Origin of the sequence: Bradyrhizobium sp. JR4.1, assembly GCF_040548605.1 — a bacterium.
GTDB classification, from domain to species: Bacteria; Pseudomonadota; Alphaproteobacteria; order Rhizobiales; family Xanthobacteraceae; genus Bradyrhizobium; species Bradyrhizobium canariense.
The window spans coordinates 31,830-49,232 of sequence record NZ_JBEPRY010000031.1 but is presented as its reverse complement, the minus strand read 5'-3'; the positions used below and the strand labels follow the sequence as shown (position 1 = coordinate 49,232).

Annotated in this window: 10 protein-coding genes; 4 read left to right on the top strand and 6 right to left on the bottom strand. The window is 58.5% G+C overall.

All coding sequences use genetic code 11. The annotated features are described in order from the left end of the window. Nucleotides 1-5: 5 nt before the first annotated feature. From ABIB90_RS36540 to rfbC, 5 genes are all read right to left on the bottom strand, one after another. Nucleotides 6-5,969 (bottom strand): DUF4082 domain-containing protein, encoded by a 5,964-nt coding sequence (locus ABIB90_RS36540; protein ID WP_354170986.1) that lies wholly within the window; start codon nucleotides 5,967-5,969, stop codon nucleotides 6-8. 100 nt (nucleotides 5,970-6,069) lie between these two features. Then, nucleotides 6,070-6,933, bottom strand: coding sequence for a glucose-1-phosphate thymidylyltransferase RfbA (rfbA, locus tag ABIB90_RS36535; RefSeq protein WP_354170988.1), 864 nt, complete (start codon nucleotides 6,931-6,933; stop codon nucleotides 6,070-6,072). Then, nucleotides 6,842-7,831, bottom strand: a complete 990-nt coding sequence (rfbD, locus tag ABIB90_RS36530) for a dTDP-4-dehydrorhamnose reductase (RefSeq protein WP_354170990.1) — start codon at nucleotides 7,829-7,831, stop codon at nucleotides 6,842-6,844. The genes rfbA and rfbD overlap by 92 nt, the downstream gene beginning before the upstream one ends. A 7-nt stretch (nucleotides 7,832-7,838) precedes the next feature. Then, nucleotides 7,839-8,897, bottom strand: a complete 1,059-nt coding sequence (rfbB, locus tag ABIB90_RS36525; RefSeq protein ID WP_354170992.1) for a dTDP-glucose 4,6-dehydratase — start codon at nucleotides 8,895-8,897, stop codon at nucleotides 7,839-7,841. Nucleotides 8,898-8,911: 14 nt separating this feature from the next. After that, the gene (rfbC, locus tag ABIB90_RS36520) at nucleotides 8,912-9,469 is read right to left on the bottom strand and encodes a dTDP-4-dehydrorhamnose 3,5-epimerase (protein WP_354170994.1); all 558 of its coding nucleotides are present in this window, start codon (nucleotides 9,467-9,469) and stop codon (nucleotides 8,912-8,914) included. Between the two features lie 344 nt (nucleotides 9,470-9,813). On the opposite strand from rfbC, the gene ABIB90_RS36515 reads away from it, so the two are divergent. From ABIB90_RS36515 to ABIB90_RS36505, 3 genes are all read left to right on the top strand, one after another. Continuing rightward, nucleotides 9,814-12,150, top strand: coding sequence for an AAA family ATPase (locus ABIB90_RS36515; RefSeq protein ID WP_354171053.1), 2,337 nt, complete (start codon nucleotides 9,814-9,816; stop codon nucleotides 12,148-12,150). A 69-nt stretch (nucleotides 12,151-12,219) separates the two neighbouring features. Then, the gene (locus ABIB90_RS36510; protein ID WP_354170996.1) at nucleotides 12,220-14,226 is read left to right on the top strand and encodes a hypothetical protein; all 2,007 of its coding nucleotides are present in this window, start codon (nucleotides 12,220-12,222) and stop codon (nucleotides 14,224-14,226) included. Between the two features lie 106 nt (nucleotides 14,227-14,332). Beyond that, nucleotides 14,333-15,802, top strand: a complete 1,470-nt coding sequence (locus ABIB90_RS36505; RefSeq protein ID WP_354170998.1) for an exopolysaccharide biosynthesis polyprenyl glycosylphosphotransferase — start codon at nucleotides 14,333-14,335, stop codon at nucleotides 15,800-15,802. A 68-nt stretch (nucleotides 15,803-15,870) separates the two neighbouring features. Here the strand turns inward: ABIB90_RS36505 and ABIB90_RS36500 are convergent, their stop codons facing one another. Then, nucleotides 15,871-16,239, bottom strand: a complete 369-nt coding sequence (locus ABIB90_RS36500; protein WP_354171000.1) for an H-NS histone family protein — start codon at nucleotides 16,237-16,239, stop codon at nucleotides 15,871-15,873. Nucleotides 16,240-16,957: 718 nt separating this feature from the next. Between ABIB90_RS36500 and ABIB90_RS36495 the strand changes: the two genes are divergently transcribed. Continuing rightward, nucleotides 16,958-17,341, top strand: a complete 384-nt coding sequence (locus tag ABIB90_RS36495; protein WP_085395796.1) for an H-NS histone family protein — start codon at nucleotides 16,958-16,960, stop codon at nucleotides 17,339-17,341. Nucleotides 17,342-17,403 lie beyond the last annotated feature (62 nt).

Sequence of the window (17,403 nt, the reverse complement as noted above, 5' to 3'; positions counted from 1 at the left end):
TCTCCCTATGCTGCGAGCTGCGGCCTGAAGAGGACGTCAACCGCGTAGCTGGTCGCGTTGAAGGTGTTGGTCGGGAAGAGGCTTCCGGATCCGTACGCATAGACGCCGTTCCCCCCGCTGGACGCGGATGACGGGGCGGTTAAGGGTCCGTTGGTTACCGAACTGGCAAACAGGTTTGGATCGTCCGAGTAGTTGCCGGCAGTGTGGTAGGAGGCGATATAGGTCGTTCCCGCCGTGATAGTGACGGGCGTCGCGAAGTTGACCTGCTGCCAGCCGCTCGCCGTCTCGTTGGAAAAGGTCGCGGTGGCTAACAAGCTGCCTGTGCTGCTCCAGAGATCGGCGACGTGCGTCCCCGTGTTGGATAGTCCCTTGTAGAAGCGTAGACCGACGATGTCGCCCGAGGTGGACGCCTGAAACTTCATGCCCAGTTCGACAGAATTTGGATCATTCACTGTAACCACGCTTGGCGTTGGATTCGCGCTGAACAGACTCACAGTGCTCGCGGACGGCGCATGGACGGTGACATCCGCCCTCGCGCTTGCCGTGCCGCCCCGGCCATCCGCGATGACGTAGTTGAACGAAGCCGGTCCGGTGTATCCGTTGACTGGCGTGAACGTCACCGTGTTGTTTTGAGAACTGAAACCGACTGTACCGTTGACGGCCCCACTGACACCCGTGATCGTTAGAGCATCCCCATTCGGATCGGTATCGTTTGCTAGAAGCGTCGAACCGGAGATACTGAGAGGTACGTTTTCGGTCGCATTGAAACCACTGTCGTTATTGGCGATCGGGGGCTGGTTCGTGCCGCCGGTGGAATTGTTGAACACGACGTCGACCCAGTAATTGGTGGCACTGAATGTGCTAGTCGGAAACAGATTTCCTGTTCCATAGCTGTAGACACCATTGTTGCTTGCGGCAGCCGTGAGCGGGCCGTTCGCGTGGGCAGTGGCGAAGTAGTTAGGCGTATCGGCATAATGGCCGTTGCTGTGGAAGCTCGCGACATAGGTGGTGCCGGCCGCGATCGATACTGGGCTGCTGAACGTCACGGTTTGCCAACCGCTGCTGGTCTCGTTGGAGAAGGTTGCGGTCGCCAGGAGCGTGCCTGTGCTACTCCACAGCGAGCCGGCGTGAGTACCGGTGTCATTCGCACTCTTGTAGTACTTGATTGCGGAGATGGTTCCGGCCGCCGAGGACGTAAACCGTACGCCAAGATTGACTTGCGATGTGTCGGACGTTGATAGCACTGATGGCGTGTCGGAACTCGAGAACAAGCTGACCGTCGAGGGCGCGGTGCTCACCGCAACATTGAACGTTTCGCTGGCGGCGAGACTGCCGAGATCGGTTGCGGTTGCCTTTACGCTGACCGTGCCGACATCGCCAGACGCCGGTGTACCGCTGAAGGTCCGGGTGGTGGCGTTGAAACTCAGCCAGCCAGGCAGTGGCGAGCCATCGGCGGCGGTTGCCGTGTAGGCGAGCGAATCGCCGGAATCAACGTCAGTGAAGGTGCCGGCGGGCAGCGTCAGCGAGAAGGCCGAACCAACCGTTGCCGTCTGGTTGCCGGTCTGGGCCGCCAGCACCGGCGCGTCGTTGGCGCCGTGAACGGTGATCGTGAGTGTCGTGGACGAGGTCGCGCCGGCGGCGTCGCGCATCGTGTAATTGAAGGCATCAGTCAGCGTGTTGGTCGCAAGCCGCAGGGCCTGCACGGCGGAATCGGTTTCGTTGACGGTATAAGTGAAGGCTCCCGTGGCATTGAGCACGAGGCTGCCATGCGCTCCATTCAGAGCTGAGCCCAACGTGCCGAAGGTCGAGCCGAAGCTGACCGCAGTCACCGTCTTGGTGTCACCGGAATCTGGGTCAGTGTCATTGGTCAGTACGTTTCCCGTAGCGGGCGAGCCGCCGGTGCCGTTGGCGAGGCCGCCTTTCTCCGTCGCGTCGCCAGTATCGGCGACCGCTGTCGGCGGCGCGTTCGGCGTCGTCGTCACGGCTATATTGAACGTCTCGCTGGCGGCGAGGCTGCCGAGATCGGTTGCGGTTGCCTTGACGCTGAGCGTGCCGACATCGCCAGACGCCGGCGTGCCGCTGAAGGTCCGGTTCGTTGCGTTGAAACTCAGCCAGCCAGGCAGTGGCGAGCCGTCGGCGGCGGTCGCCGTGTAGGCGAGCGAATCGCTGGAATCGACGTCAGTGAAGGTGCCAGCAGGCAGCGTCAGCGAGAAGGCCGAACCAACTGTTGCCGTCTGGTTGCCGGTCTGGACCGCCAGCACCGGCGCGTCATTGGCGCCGTGAACGGTGATCGTGAGGGTCGTGGACGAGGTCGCGCCGGCGGCGTCGCGCATCGTGTAATTGAAGGCATCAGTCAGCGTGTTGGTCGCAAGCCGCAAGGCCTGTACAGCCGGATCTGTTTCAGTGACCGTGTAAGTGAAGGCGCCTGAGGCGTTGAGCAGAAGGCTGCCGTGCGCGCCGGATAGCGTTGAACCAACGGTCCCCGACGTCGAACCGAAGCTGACTGCGGTGACGGTCTTGGTATCGCCGGCATCGGGATCGGTGTCATTGGTCAGCACGTTGCCAGTGGCAGGCGCCCCCCCTGTGCTGTTGCCGGCGCCGCCCTTCTCGGTGGCATTGGCCGCGTCAGCGACAGCTGTCGGCGGCGTGTTGTTGCTATTGCTGGCAACAAACACCACGTCGGCCCAGTAGTTTGAGGAAGCGAATGAGCTGGCCGGAAAGATCCCTGCGGTGCTGGTGCCACCATAGGAATAGACTCCGTTGCCGCCGGAAGAGGTGGACGAAGGTGCTGTCAACGTACCGCTCGGGAAAGCGTTGGCGAAGAAATTGTTCGTGGCGACGTAAGCACCATTGGTGTGATACGAGGCGATATAGGTGGTATTGGCGCTGATCGTGACGGGCGTGGCCAGACTGACTGTCTGCCAGCCGCTTGCCGTGGTATTGGTGAACGTCGCACTGGCGAGCTTGGTACCGGTCGAGGTCCAGAGGTCGAGGACGTCGGAGCCGGTGTCGCCCGGACTGCGATAGAATTTCAGAGCGGTGATTTGACCCGCCGCAGAGGAGGTAAACTTCACACCCACCTCAAGCGCCTTGCCATCATTCAAATTGGTTTGGGCGGGTACGTTGGAGGTAGTGAAGAAGCTTCCGCCGCCACTCCCGCCTCCTGTAACGTTGATGCTGACTGTGGTGGGGCTCGTCTGCAGATTGGCGCTATCATCGGTCGCGCGCGCCTCGATGAGATGCGTACCGGTGCCTGAAGCGGTCCATGTGTAGCTCCAGCTCGTCGTTCCGCTCGCAGGGTGCCACGTCGTGCCGCCATCGGTTGAGACTTCGATGCCCGCGACGCGTCCACCAGCGTCCGAAGCGGTGCCAGTAATTGTGACAGTCTGGGCCAGGCTGACGTTTGTCCCAGCAGTAGGCGAGGTGATGGCGGAGGTTGGCGCGGTGTGGTCGGCGGAGGCCTGGGCGAGCACCAGGCTCGCCTGCAGCGTCTGCGGCGTTACGCCCATGTCGGCGAACAGGTTGACCATTGATTGCTGCACGGCGGTGCTGACTGGTGCAGTGATGCCATGGAATGGAACATACTGGTTGTCTAATCCCCACGACCACATGACAGTGCCGGCGCCGAAAACCAAGGCGCCACTGGTCGGATCACGGTAGAGGGTGAGGCTGTGCGTCGCCGTCCCGGGACCGGTTGTCAACCCGTTGTCCAGCAGCAGCGTGTTGACATTCATCGTCGTCGAGGACATGTCGATCAACCCGCCCGGCCGGAAGCCGTTATCGAGGTCGCTGTCCCATTCGTAGCCAAGCAGGTTGGTCAGCGTTCCTCCGTTACCGCTGGCAATGCTGGTATTTCTCCAGAAGCGCAGCTGCGACATGCTGGCGGGAATGGTGATATTGCTGAGCGTACCACTGTCGTCGACCGTGAAGATCGAGCCGGATAGCGAATTCTCCGGAGTTCCGGGTCCGTAAACGGGATCGCGAAACAGACCAGCTCCACCGTTCGCGGTGCCATTCGGATCAAGTTGGGTGCCGCTCCAGATGTCCTTGTATTCGATGATGTTCCGGTTAGCCGTATGGCTGGCGTCGAAACTCGGTGCAAGCTCGGTATCCCAATAGATTTGATTGCCACTCAGGAAAGCGAGATTGACACCCGCATCGGCCGCCGCCTTGACGTTGGCGACTTGCGATTGTGACCAGTATTCATCGTGGCCAACATCGATGTAGGCCTTCGTGTTCAGCAGCAGTCCAGCATTGGTCGAAGCGTCGATACCGGAGATGTAGTTGAGATTGTACCCGTTCTGCTCCAACCAATAGATCGCTGCGTATTCCTCGCCAAATAGGAAGTCCGTGGGCTGAGCCTCGTTGGAATTGACGTTCATGGCGATCGGACGGTTGTAGCTCACTTCATAGGCGCGATCGCTGGTCGTACCGCTAGGGCCCTGATACAGGTTGTATCCGCCCCAGGGGTTATACGCCTCCCAAGTCGTATCGCTGGTCTGGAACAGAATGTCCGAAGTCGTGCTGTCGTTCCGAACGATGAACGGAATCATGTTCTGGAAGTTCCCGGTATCTGACGTCAGCTTCGCGAAGTAGACGCCCGACACGGCTGTGCTCGGGATCGTCCATGAATCTGTCACGGACCAGTTGCCGGCATCTACAGTATTGGTCGCAGAATTGAAGATCGGGTTTGGCTGATTGTCCGTTCCTGTGTGATGCATACTGCTGATCAGTCGCGCGCCGTTGCCACCATAGTAGCCAAGCCGGTAGATATCGAGCGTGTAGCCCGTCACCGACGAGACGGTGTCAATCTTGAACGACACTGTCTGTCCAGCATTGGTGCTGATCTGGGTCGCGAAGCCTTCAATCTGCGAGTCGCCCGCGTTCGCGATCGAGCCGTGGATCGCCCATGTGCTCTTCGGCGTACCCGGCAGTTGATTCTCAGTGACAATTTTGTTGCCCGCGTCGCTGAAGGTCGCTGTCCCCGTTTGGGCGCCGGAGGTCGCGGTGAGTTGCAATGTAGCTCCGGTCGCTCGACCATCAGCGGGCACCTGCCATTGCGCGACGACTGTCCCATTGGCCAGCCCATCCATGTCGCCGATGCCGCCGTCTTTGATCGTGAAGGGCATATAGACATCGGCAATGCCGTTAGCGCCGGGCGCGCTCAATAGGTCGGCAATATTGAAGGTGACTGACGCCCCCGACCCGATGCCGGCTGCGCTAAACGTTGCCGTACCGCCTGGCGCGTAGTCCGCGCTATCCGTCGTTAGGGACAGCGAACCTGTCGACAGGGAATTGACGGCAGATCCGCCATGTACGCCGAACGGTAGTGCAGCCTCGAGGAACGAGACCTGCCTATTTAACCCCGTCGACGTGGACAACAGATCCACCAATGTCGAGTCAGAGCCCGGCCAGCCTGCCATTCCCGCAGCCGCATTGGGCAGGTGCTCTGACCCGATGACTGGCTCCGCGTGCAGCGGGGTCCAAGGCCCCTCTAACGCGGGTCGACCGTAGCCGCCGCTCGAATTGATCCAATGAGTGGTACCGGCGCTCGATATCGATGATGCCTGCGCCAGCTCACGGTCAGGCAGCATGGGTGAGAACGCCGGCCCCCCTGCGTTGGGGCGAGCCAACAGGCTTGCTGAACTCGAGAGCAGAGCGGCCAACCTCGACTGGAATGGCGGGATACCACGGCCCAGCGTCCTGCCGAAGCCGCCACGCGACAGCAATGCAGTTGCCTGAGCGGCGTCAATACCCGCAATCGCCCTGGACGGGAGATTCGGCCCGCCGGCCGGCTGGTCCGCATTCGGCGAGATCCCAAACTGATTCAATACTGGCGGTGCCCAGGCGCCGGCCGTTGGCCACAACCATGCGCCTCGCGCGATGACATCTGACCAGCCGGAATCGGCTTCTTCCGGCAAGAGGGGCTCGGTTCCTCGATCAAGGGCGCTCGCCTTTTGGTTCAGCATGGCCAGCCTCGAAATCAGCATAACAGAATGCGATTCTATTAATAATTAAATAAACCGCAATTTCAATCCATTTGTTTCAACATTTAATTTAACGGCGAAACTAAAAGACTTCCTTGAGATACCTGCCATACCCGCTCTTCTGCAGCGACTCGGCCAGCGCGAGAAGTTGATCACGATTGATGAAGCCGAGTCTGAAGGCGACCTCCTCAAGACAGGCGATCTTCATTCCCTGCCGCTTTTCCAGGGTCTGCACGAACGTCCCGGCATCGATGAGAGATTCGACCGTGCCCGTATCCAGCCAGGCAAACCCCCGCCCCATGCGTTCGACATGGAGCGTGCCGGCCGAAAGGTAGCGCATCTGAAGGTCGGTGATCTCAAGCTCGCCGCGCGGCGACGGTTCAACGCGACGGGCGTAGCGGACAACGCGATTGTCGAAAAAATACAGTCCCGTAATTGCCCAGTTCGACGCTGGCTTGCTCGGCTTCTCCTCGATCCGTATCGGACGATCCGCCTCGTCAAACGCGACGACGCCATATCGTTCCGGATCGCGCACATGATACGCGAAGACCGTGGCGCCTTCCTCACGTCCTGCCGCCCTGGCAAGCAGTTCGCTCAGGCCATCGCCGAAGAAGATATTGTCTCCAAGCACCATCGCCACACGATCGCTGTCGATGAAATCGGCACCAACAATGAAGGCGTCCGCGAGACCGGCGGGGCGGGTCTGTTCCGCGTAGCTGAGCCGAATGCCCCACTGGCTCCCATCCCCCAGCAACCGCTCGAACTGACACCGGTCTGACGGCGTGGTAATAATCAGAATTTCGCGGATCCCTGCCAACATCAGCGTGGACAAGGGATAATAGATCATCGGCTTGTCATAAATCGGGAGCAACTGCTTGCTGACCACGCGCGTGATCGGATAGAGGCGCGTTCCGCTGCCGCCAGCCAGCACGATTCCCTTCAGCATCGGCTTCTCCTTCTCCGACCAGCTGGTCAAGACAGGCTTCAAGTGAATGGCGCCAGGACGCCAGTCGAATTCCGAACACGCGTTCGGCTTTGGATGAATCCAGGCGCGAGTTTCGAGGTCGACGCGCAGCGGTCGGAAACTCTTCAGTCGTGATCGCCTCGAGCGGCGGAATCCGCGCTCCACGACGGGAAAGCTCATCGAAGATTGCCTGCGCAAAGTCGTGCCAGCTCGTTTCGCCTTGACCGGCGAGATGAAAGATGCCGGCCGCGGCCCTTCGATCGACCGTTACTGACCGTTCTGCGATCTGAAGGACAGCCTCCGCGAGGTCGTATGCGTAGGTCGGATTTCCGTGTTGGTCCCGGACAACCCTTACGATGGGCTGCGTTTCGCATAACCGCAACATCGTTCGAACGAAGTTGCTGCCATAGGGACTGTAAAGCCACGAGCATCTGATCACGGTCGCGAGCGGATGCGCGGCCAATACAGCAGCTTCGCCGGCAAGCTTCGACGCGCCGTAAACATTTAACGGCGCGGGAATGTCGCTTTCGTCGTACGCATCCGGTTTTGCGCCGTCGAACACATAGTCGGTCGAGAGATGGATGAACGGAATATTCATCTGCCAAGCGACATTTGCCAGCGTTGCCGCACCATCGCGGTTGATGCTGAACACTTTCGCCGCTTCAGATTCGGCCCGATCGACCGCCGTATATGCGGCCGTATTGATGATTGCAGACGGCGCGATCGACGCGATGAGCTTGTCGATCCCTTCGCGGTTCTCCAGATCGAGTTCTCGGTGCCCGAGAGCCACCGCAGGCAGACCGCGCATTGCAGCGAGATCACGAAGACACTTTGCCATCTGACCGTTCCGCCCGGCAATGAGGATGGGTCGATCTGTCATCTTCACCTCAATGTTGAGCAGCGAGCAAACCCAGACGCGAGCCGTCATAGACACCGCAGCGAGCACGCTGCCACCATGCACGATTGTTGAGATACCATCCGACGGTTTCGGCCAAGCCCTGTTCGAACGTTCTCGTCGGTTCCCAGCCAAGTTCGCGATGCGCCTTCGACGCGTCGATTGCATAGCGCGCATCATGTCCCGGACGATCCGGCACGAACGTAATGAGAGATCGCCTCGCTCCCGCGCCCGGGGATAACCGATCCACCATGTCACAGATCCGGGTGACCACCTCCAGGTTGGATCGCTGGCCATCTCCGCCGAAATTGTACTTCTCGCCCGGTCTTCCTTCGTACAGAAGTCTTATCAAGCCAGCGGCGTGATCATCGACATGAAGCCAGTCGCGAATATTTCTGCCGTCGCCGTAGACCGGTAGCGGCTTCCGGTCGAGCGCATTGAGGATCGTCAGCGGGATGAGCTTTTCCGGGAACTGGTACGGCCCGTAATTGTTCGAACAATTCGATACGATGACCGGCAGACCGTAGGTTCGAAACCACGCGAGTGCGAGGTGGTCGGAGGCCGCCTTGCTCGCCGAATACGGCGAACTCGGCCTGTAGGGCGTGTCCTCGCGAAACAAGTCTTCCGGCCCCAATGACCCGTAGACTTCGTCTGTCGATACGTGGATGAAGCGGAACTGCTTCCGCCGCGGAAGCGGCAGACGTTCGTAGTAGGTCCTGGCCGCCTCCAACAGCGTGTAGGTACCAACTATATTGGTGCTGACGAAGGCCTCGGGTCCGGTGATCGAACGGTCGACGTGGCTTTCGGCGGCCAGGTGTATCATCGCATCCGGCTCGTAGTCGGCGAACGCGAGATCCATAGCCTCTCGATCGCAGATGTCGGACTGCAGGAATGCATAAGACCCCAGCCCCTCGATGCTCGCCAGCGAGGTCAAGTCGGCTGCGTATGTCAACTTGTCGATGTTGACCACCGCGGCACTGGTCTGCAGCACCAAACCGCGACACACAGCAGAACCGATAAAGCCCGCTCCGCCGGTCACCAGGATACGCATTCCACTCATCTCCACTATTCGAAAACGCAAGCAAGCTGGTTGAGAGCAGGAAGGGTCTGGTCCTTTGGCGATATCTGAGCCTCTGACGGTGTGACGGGCCACTTGATCGCTAATGCGGGATCAGCCCAATAGACGCCGCCGTCATGGCTCGGGGCGTAGACTTGGTCGACCTTGTACAAGACGACGGTCTTGGGCTGCAGGGTGCAGAACCCATGCGCGAATCCCTTCGGAATGAACAGCTGCTCGCTGCTTTCGCTATCCAACTGGATGGCGATGTGCCTGCCGAAGCTGGGCGATAACCGCCGGAGATCAACGGCAATATCGAGAATGGCCCCGTTCAACACCCGTATGAGCTTGGCCTGGGCGTAAGGCGGCCGCTGGAAATGCAAGCCGCGCACCGTGCCGATCCGATCTGAGCTAGATTGATTATCCTGAACGAAGTCATGGAGGATTCCCTTTTCAGCAAAAGCCGATCGCTGAAAGGTCTCACAGAAGTAGCCGCGGGCATCGCAAAACCGATCTGTTCGAATTACTTTGACATCGGGGATCGCCAAGGATCGCAGTTCCAGCATTGGGCACCTCCTGCCGGCCCGCAATTTCCCCATCGGGGTTAGTTGCGACGGACCATAAATATCCGACGGAATTTAATTATCCGCCCGCCGACCCGTCTCGAAACGCTCGCATTATTCTCGATGCAAATACTGGCCAGACCGTAACTGCTAGAATATCCTCTATTTTCCTAACGCCGGTCCGAAAATGGCAGATCCGCCGTCATCTTCAATTTCACCTGCATTAATATATGATTTATTTAATTTGGCAAGCAGATCTTTATATGCATATAATCCCCCACCGCCTGCGCGCCCCTTGGTCTGCGGGCGAGCGGCTCCAACGTGACCCACCGTCGGACAGGTACGTGATGCTCCAGAACAGTCTTCGACACACGGATAGCGTACGGCTGCCTGTGACCGGGCTGGCCCAACCCGTTCAAACGGACAGCGGAGGAATCAGCGACGTCATCAATTTCGTCATCGGGCTTCTACGACGCCAATATCTCATGATCCTTGTCACTGCCGGGCTCGTAACTGCAGCCAGCCTGCTCTATCTCCGGTTGGCGTCTCCAACCTATACGGCGCAGGTTCAGATCCTGTTGGCTACTCCAAAGCCCCAATTTGTCCAGCAGCAATCGCTCCTCACCGAGCCGGCCTTCGATCTCAGTCAAATCGAAACCCAGCTTCAACTCCTGAGATCAAAGGCCACTGCGGTTGCTGTCATCGACCAGTTAAATCTGGCGGACGATCCGGACTTCAATGGGTCAGGGGTGTCTCTACAGTCGCTCTGGCAGCGAATTCGGTCATGGGCCTCGACTGGATCAAAGAAAGATGCGCCATCCGATACACATGGCGAACCATTAGACACTATCGTAGACGCATTTCTCAATCGGCTTTCGGCAGGGCGTGTCGGGTACAGCAACGTCATCGAGATCAGCTTTAAGTCGAGCACCGCACCCCGGGCCGCGGAGATCGTCAACGCCGTAGCCAACACCTATGTTGCGGACCAGCTCAATGGGAAATTCGATGCCAATCGCAGGGCAACAAGCTGGCTGCAGGAGAGGCTGCGTGATCTCGGCGACCAAGCCCTCGCTGCACAACGTGCCGTCGACGTCTACAAGGCCCAGAACAATATCGTTTCTTTGGACGGAAAGCCCATCGACGAACAGCAGATCACAGAAATCAACAATCGATTGGCTGTCGCGCGCGCCCAGACCTCTGAGGCCACGGCCAGGTTGGCTCGCTATGAAGCTCTCCTTGCCTCCGATCCGACAAAGCCGTCCTCGATGAACAATCTGGATGCTATCGGAGCCGATTCGACAAACAGTCAGATCATCAACGGGCTGCGTCAGCAGTATCTAGAGCTCATGAGACGTGAGGCCGAGTTGACGGCCAGGGTTGGTCGCGACCACTTGGCAGTCGTCAATATCCGGAACCGCGTGCGGGAATTTCGCGTCTCCATTTTCGACGAAGTCAAAAGACTTGCCGAAGTCAGCCGAAGCGAATTCGAATTCGCCAAACAGCGGCAGCAAGAAATCGAAAAGCAACTGTCCAAGGCCGTTTCGCAGTCCCGTTCAGTCAATTCAGCCGAGCTGACCATCAGGGAGTTGGAAAGCCGGGCAAAGGGCTTGCGTAGCTTATACGAGACCTTCCTGCAGCGTTACATGGGCTCCGCGCAGCAGGAGACATTTCCCGTCTCGGAAACGCGGGTACTTTTCCCCGCATCGCCGCCGCCGAGCAAGAGCAAGCCAAAGACAACGTTGGTGCTGGCGCTCGGCATTCTCGGCGGTCTCGCGCTGGGCATCGGCTTGGCGCTCCTCAGAGACCTGATGGACCGCGTCTTTCGTACCTCTTCACAAGTGGAAACTGTGCTGGAATTGCCTTGCTTATCCTTGGTCCCCTTGTTGCCGGCCCGCAAATCCGCGAAGCTACCAGTTCGCTCCCAGCCAACCGATGATGACGTTCAACAACGGATAGTTCCGTCTCCAACGGCAATTCATCGGACCGTGGTCGGAATGCCGCTATCTCGATATACCGAGGCCATTCGTTCCATCAAGCTAGCCATCGACCACAATCCGACCAAAATCTCCTCTCAAGTCATCGGCATTACCTCGGCCCTGCCGAATGAGGGGAAGACTACGATTGCAGCCTCTCTCGCGCAATTGATCGGGCACACCGGCAAGAAAGCTATCATCGTCGATTGCGACCTCAGGAATCCCTCACTTTCTGCTATCTTTGCGCCCAAGGCTGTCAACGGAATCATCGAAGTTGCAAACGGCAGCCGCTCCCTCGAGGAGACTATTTGGCGGGATCCTACGACCAATCTTGCATTTCTACCCGCCGTGCGGCGGGGATCTCTGCTTCACACCAGCGAGATTCTGTGCGCCGACGCAATAAGCAAGCTGTTCGACCGCCTGCGAGCTGACTATGACTACGTCATCGTCGACCTTCCTCCCCTGACCCCGTTAGTTGATGTCCGAGTCACTTCATCTCTAATAGACGGCTATATTCTAATCGTTGAGTGGGGCCGCACCAAAATAGATGTCGTGCAGCACGCACTGCACACGGCACCCAACATTCATGAATCGCTGATTGGGGCAGTTCTCAGCAAGACGGATACCAAGGCAATGGCTCGATATGACGGCCATCGGAGCTATTACTATCATGACAGCCACTATATCCGTTATGGCCTTTCCGGCTCTTGAGGCTGTCTCGTACCGGCCTGCACGTTCTCTCCGGCCACCGGAGTGGCCGCACCACACCATGGTGTTTACATGATTATCCGGCTTGCCCTGTTAGCCGAGTTTGTGGCGATCACCGCGGCGCTCGCAATGCCGGAAAGCCTGCAAAGCTTGGGATTGGCATCATTCATACTAGCAACAGCCGCGCTGGTTGTAGCGATCTTTCCATCGCCCGCCTCCCTCGGGCTCACCAAGCTGCTCCGGCCTAGTCCCGTAGTTGTGCTCGCGGCTCCGGCCCTCTGGATGGCGTTACAGGTGGTGCCGATGCCTATGGACACGCTCGGCAATCCTATCTGGGCAACCGCTTCGGCGGCCTTAAGCGAGCCCCTCGCCGAAATAATCACAGTCGATATGGGGGCGACTATGCTCTCGCTCGCGCAGTATTGCGCTGTGCTCGCCGCGGCCCTCGTCACTGCGGTCATCACGCTTGACCGATATCGCGCAGCGCACGTCCTGCATATTCTACTGTCGATAGCCACGATTGCCACGGCCATGTGGTTCGGCAAGGAAACTGCCGGTGTCGCCGGGCCCGATGGCTCAACCATCGCAGTGCTCGGCGTCTTGCTCTCCTGTGCGACGGCAATACGCGCGGCCGATCAAATAGCGCGGCACAGTCGGCCCGGAACAGTTGCGCCAGTTCCGCTCCTTGCTCTGTCCGCCGCGACCATCGCAATGATTGTCTGCTTGGCCGCGCTGCTCATTTGGACCAACTCCACCGCCGTCGTCGCCGCCCTCCTCGGATCAGCAATCTTGCTCTCGGTGTTCGTTATTCGCAGGTGGTTCTTTGGCTTGTGGGGTACCGCTGGCGTTTTCGCAACCGCCGCAATATTCTTTATTGCCAGCGTAACGATTATTCCGTTTAGGACGAACACCGATGTGACGATCGCCTTATCAACGAGCAGTCAGATCGCGACAGAACGGATGCTACAGGACGTCAGGCCGGCGGGATCCGGTGCCGGCGCTTCGACGGTCCTTTTGCCCCTTTATCGGGACATTGGAATCGGCGCCCCGCGAGAAAGGCCAACGGCTGCCGCCGCAATGGTAATAGACATGGGCTGGGCGTTCCTTTGCGGCTTTGTAGTTCTAGCGATGCTCGGCGCTTGTATTCTGATCAGGCGTTCTCTGTCACGAGCTTACGACTACGTGTACCCTGCCTTGGGCGCCGGTGCTTCGATTGCACTGATGATACTGACCTTTGCCGACCATGGAATTCTGGGTTTGGGCGCATCGCTTTTGGTCGCTGCGCTTTTTGGGCTGGCGTTCGGTCAAAGCGTCTCCGGTGCGGGCCGTGAGGCCATATCCTTGGAATCGAAAGAGGCTTCGGACTGGATGGCCGGTCCAGCTCCGGCGTCTCGTCCAAGGGTCGCGCCAGCGTTTGTCACCCTATGGCCGCGCGCTGCTCTGGCGGTGCTTGGAATAGCGCTGATCATACAGACGATATGGATGGTCCTCCCTGGGTGGTATCTCGGAGGTCAGTCTTCTTTGTCGGCAGCTGTTTCGGCCGCAGCAGCATGGCCAAACGGGATCTCGAAACCAGTTTCGGCTGCGGCAGCGCATGAAGACCTTTGGATCCGAGGGGAATCACGATCCCGTGGAGATCCGGCTCTCGCCGCGGACGAGCAAAAAACGGAACTTCCGGCAGCGTCGAATGCGTTTGCCCGCGCGCTGCGCTCGTCGCCGCTCCGCGGCGACATTTGGCTCATGCTCGCGGCGGCGCCGAAACAGAATTCGATCCAGACGGCCGCCATGCTCAAGATGTCGTACTATACTGCGCTGAACGATCTGGATCTGCTTCCATTAAGGCTATCCGTCGCGCTCGCCACAGATGCTGTGGTACGCGAGCTTGAATTTCGGGACTTGATCAAGCGGGACGTCAGCCTCGTCCTTACGCGTCGACCTGCTATCAGACCAGCGCTTGGGGCCGCGTACCGGTCAGCCTCGGCCGAGGGGAAGATTTATCTCGAGAACCTAATTTCGGAGCTCGATCCGACCCACCTCGACAACATGCGCGCGCGGAATTCCCGACAGGGATCTCGATAGATCTTCTGAGCAGCGCCAATATTTTAATGGCTTAAACGGGCTTTTTCTCTTGATAAATTAGATTAATTAATAATATATTAAATATTAACTAGCGGGTGTCCCGGCAATGAATTTCGTGAACCGACATTTCCCCGATCGGGAGGTTACGGATCGTGTCAGTCCCCGGCCGATAGTATCCGGCCAGCACAAATGGCCTCTCCGCTACGACTCGATCGAATACGTGGCGCTCTGTGCGGATATTGCGACCATTCTTTTTGCGAGCGTCGTTTCGATGTGGCTGAGCCAAGCTCAGAGTGGATGGGCTGCAGGCGACTTAAGCAACGCACTTGGCCTGGCGCTAGTCAGCGCAACATGTCTCGTTTGCCTCTTGAAGACGCACGGCCTTTATCGGCCAGCCGAGCTCCTCGTCCTGCGAAGTCAGATGCGCGCCGTCTGGATTGCATGGGCGTCATTGTTGTTCTTGATATGGGCCGGGTACGGTTTTGCGATTGGTTCGGGCTCTTCTCACCAAGCGGGCACACTTTTCGCTGTCCTGGGCCTGGGCTTGCTTATGGCCGAGCGGTGGGGAGTGAGAGCGCTTCTCGGGAAGGGCCTGAGCGGCAGAAAATTCGCCAGCACAAACATTGTTCTGGTCAGCGACCAGCCGCCATCGAAAAACGCCGGACTGCCTGAAACGCTGGCGATGCATGGTTATTGTGTCCGAGGCCGGTTCAGCTTGCCCCCAATCGCCTTCGGTCCTGCCTGTCGAAGGCGGCTCACGGCTCGCGTGATTGACTACATTCGCAGCTCCGAGCTCGACCAGGTGGTTGTGGAAGCGAACCCGGAACGATGGCCCGAACTCCGGGCCTTCGTTGCCGATTTGCGGGTCTTGCCGCTACCGGTTGTGTTCGTGCCGGTCGGTACGACATCCGAATTGCTTCGACACCCCACGCGAAGCCTTGGAAGTGCGGTTTGTGTTGAACTCCAGCGTGGGCCGCTTACGCAGCTGGACTGTGCGACCAAACGAATCATTGATCTTTTCGGCGCCGCGCTCGCCTTGACGATACTTGCCCCGCTGCTTGTGCTGGCCGCACTTGCAATCAAGCTGGACTCGCCCGGCCCCATATTCTTTCGACAACAACGCTGTGGCTTTAACGGCCGGATCTTCCTGATCCGCAAATTCCGGACGATGCATGTGCTCGAGGACGGGCCGGCGATCCTTCAGGCCCATCGCCTCGACCGACGGGTGACGCGCGTCGGCAAATGGCTGCGACGGACAAGCTTCGATGAACTGCCACAGCTGTTAAATGTTCTCGACGGCAGCATGTCGCTGGTCGGTCCGCGTCCTCATGCCTTGGCTCATGACGGAGAATTTGACAAGCTCGTGCGGAACTACGCCCTACGCCGCAGGGTCAGGCCAGGACTGACCGGATGGGCCCAAGTCCATGGCTGCCGCGGTCCAACCCCCACAGCCATCACGGTCGAAACACGCGTACAATACGATCTCTGGTACATCGACAACTGGAGCCTTCGGCTTGATCTCGTAATCTTGCTGCGAACTCCCCTCGAAGTGCTGCGGGGACGCAACGCCTATTAGGCCCACAGGATCACGGGCACTGCGGCAGCCATTTAACCCAACCACCCCGTCGAACAGTGCAGATCAGGTTACGCGCGCTGACGAAGCTTCGGACTTCCATCCCCTATGCGAAAGTCCTCAATCCTCCGGCCAGACTTCACGGCAGCAACCAACCACCGCGGCCGCTTGCCACGCCCCGACCAGGTCTCTGAGGTCTGGGGGTTCCGGTATTTCGGCAGCACCCGCGGATATTTGCGTCTCGCTTTGGCGGTTGGAGACACGCCCGACGGGCTTGAGTCCGCCAAAACAGCCATCCCGCCCCCGAGAACCGCCAGGCGCTTCTCCAGTTCGTGCTTTTCTGCCTTAATCCGGTCCGATAAGATCCCGCTAATTTCCTCATGAAGCGACCAGAGATCGTCAAGGGACATTGATTCTAACTCGAGTTTCTTAGCTGGCATGCTCGCACCCTGTAGTTGCGCCAAACTTAATATGCCCCGGATCGACATTAATCAAGATGGTGAACTCGATTTACCCAAGAAAATACATGGAACCGAACTGAAATCCGCATTCCAGATAACTGCGTCGCAACAATCAATCAAGCCGAAACAATGGGCTATCCGCATAATCTAATTGCGGAGCGGGTAAATTTTACACGTCCAGCGGGCGGCCGTGGGACCATTCACGCGAACCGATGTGACCGGATCACATCGAGCGCCGGCACCAGTCATCTGCACCACAATATTCTCGATGAATATGGTTGGCGCGTAGGCTGCCCCTCGTTTTGGGCAATTTCGTTATTGCACGCCTTCGGATATGCGCAAGCGGGCGCCAACCAACTCAATGTCCGTCAGCCCAAACCGCCCGTGCTCGATTTGAGCTCCAGGTCCCGAACGTCCGAGGGTAGAGCCGGGGGAAGCCGCTCCGACTGTGCTGCCAAGAGGAACTCGATCGAGATCTTCCCGTTTCTTGCTCTGCAGCAAGTCATTGATCTGCCTATCCCCATTAATAAAATAATCCTCGCAATAATTAATTAAATAATATATTGTTTATTCATTGTCGCGTCGATTTGAAACACTGACTTTGGTCCATCGTTGATTCGGGTGCTGGGGCAATAATTGCTCGAAAGCTGAGGACGACAGATGGATCAGGAGTCAGTCGAACGGTGACGAGAATGCTATGCGTCGGCAAGATCTCGAAGCCATGGACTTTGAGGAACTTTGGCTCCTTCACGAAGAGCTAACAAAGATACTTGCCGAAAAGATCACAGTCGAGAAGCGAGAGCTCGAAAAGCGTCTTGCGCAACTCAACCAGCCGGATCAATTCGGTGAAGCTGAACGCCGGGCCGCCAACGCCGGAACGAGCGAGCCGCCGCGCCGCAAATACCCGAAAGTCGTGCCAAAATACTTCAATCCACTCCGCCCGACGGAGACTTGGTCGGGGCGTGGTAAACAGCCTCGCTGGCTAGTTGCCGCGCTCCAATCGGGGCACACGCTCGAAGAGTTCAGGATTCGCGAGAACGACGAGTCGTCGGATCGGAATGCCGGTGGACAAGGGCATTAACTCCGCGCAATTGCAGACATGCGTTTGCTAAAACTGTTTGGCCTTGAAGGCGTGCGAGCGTT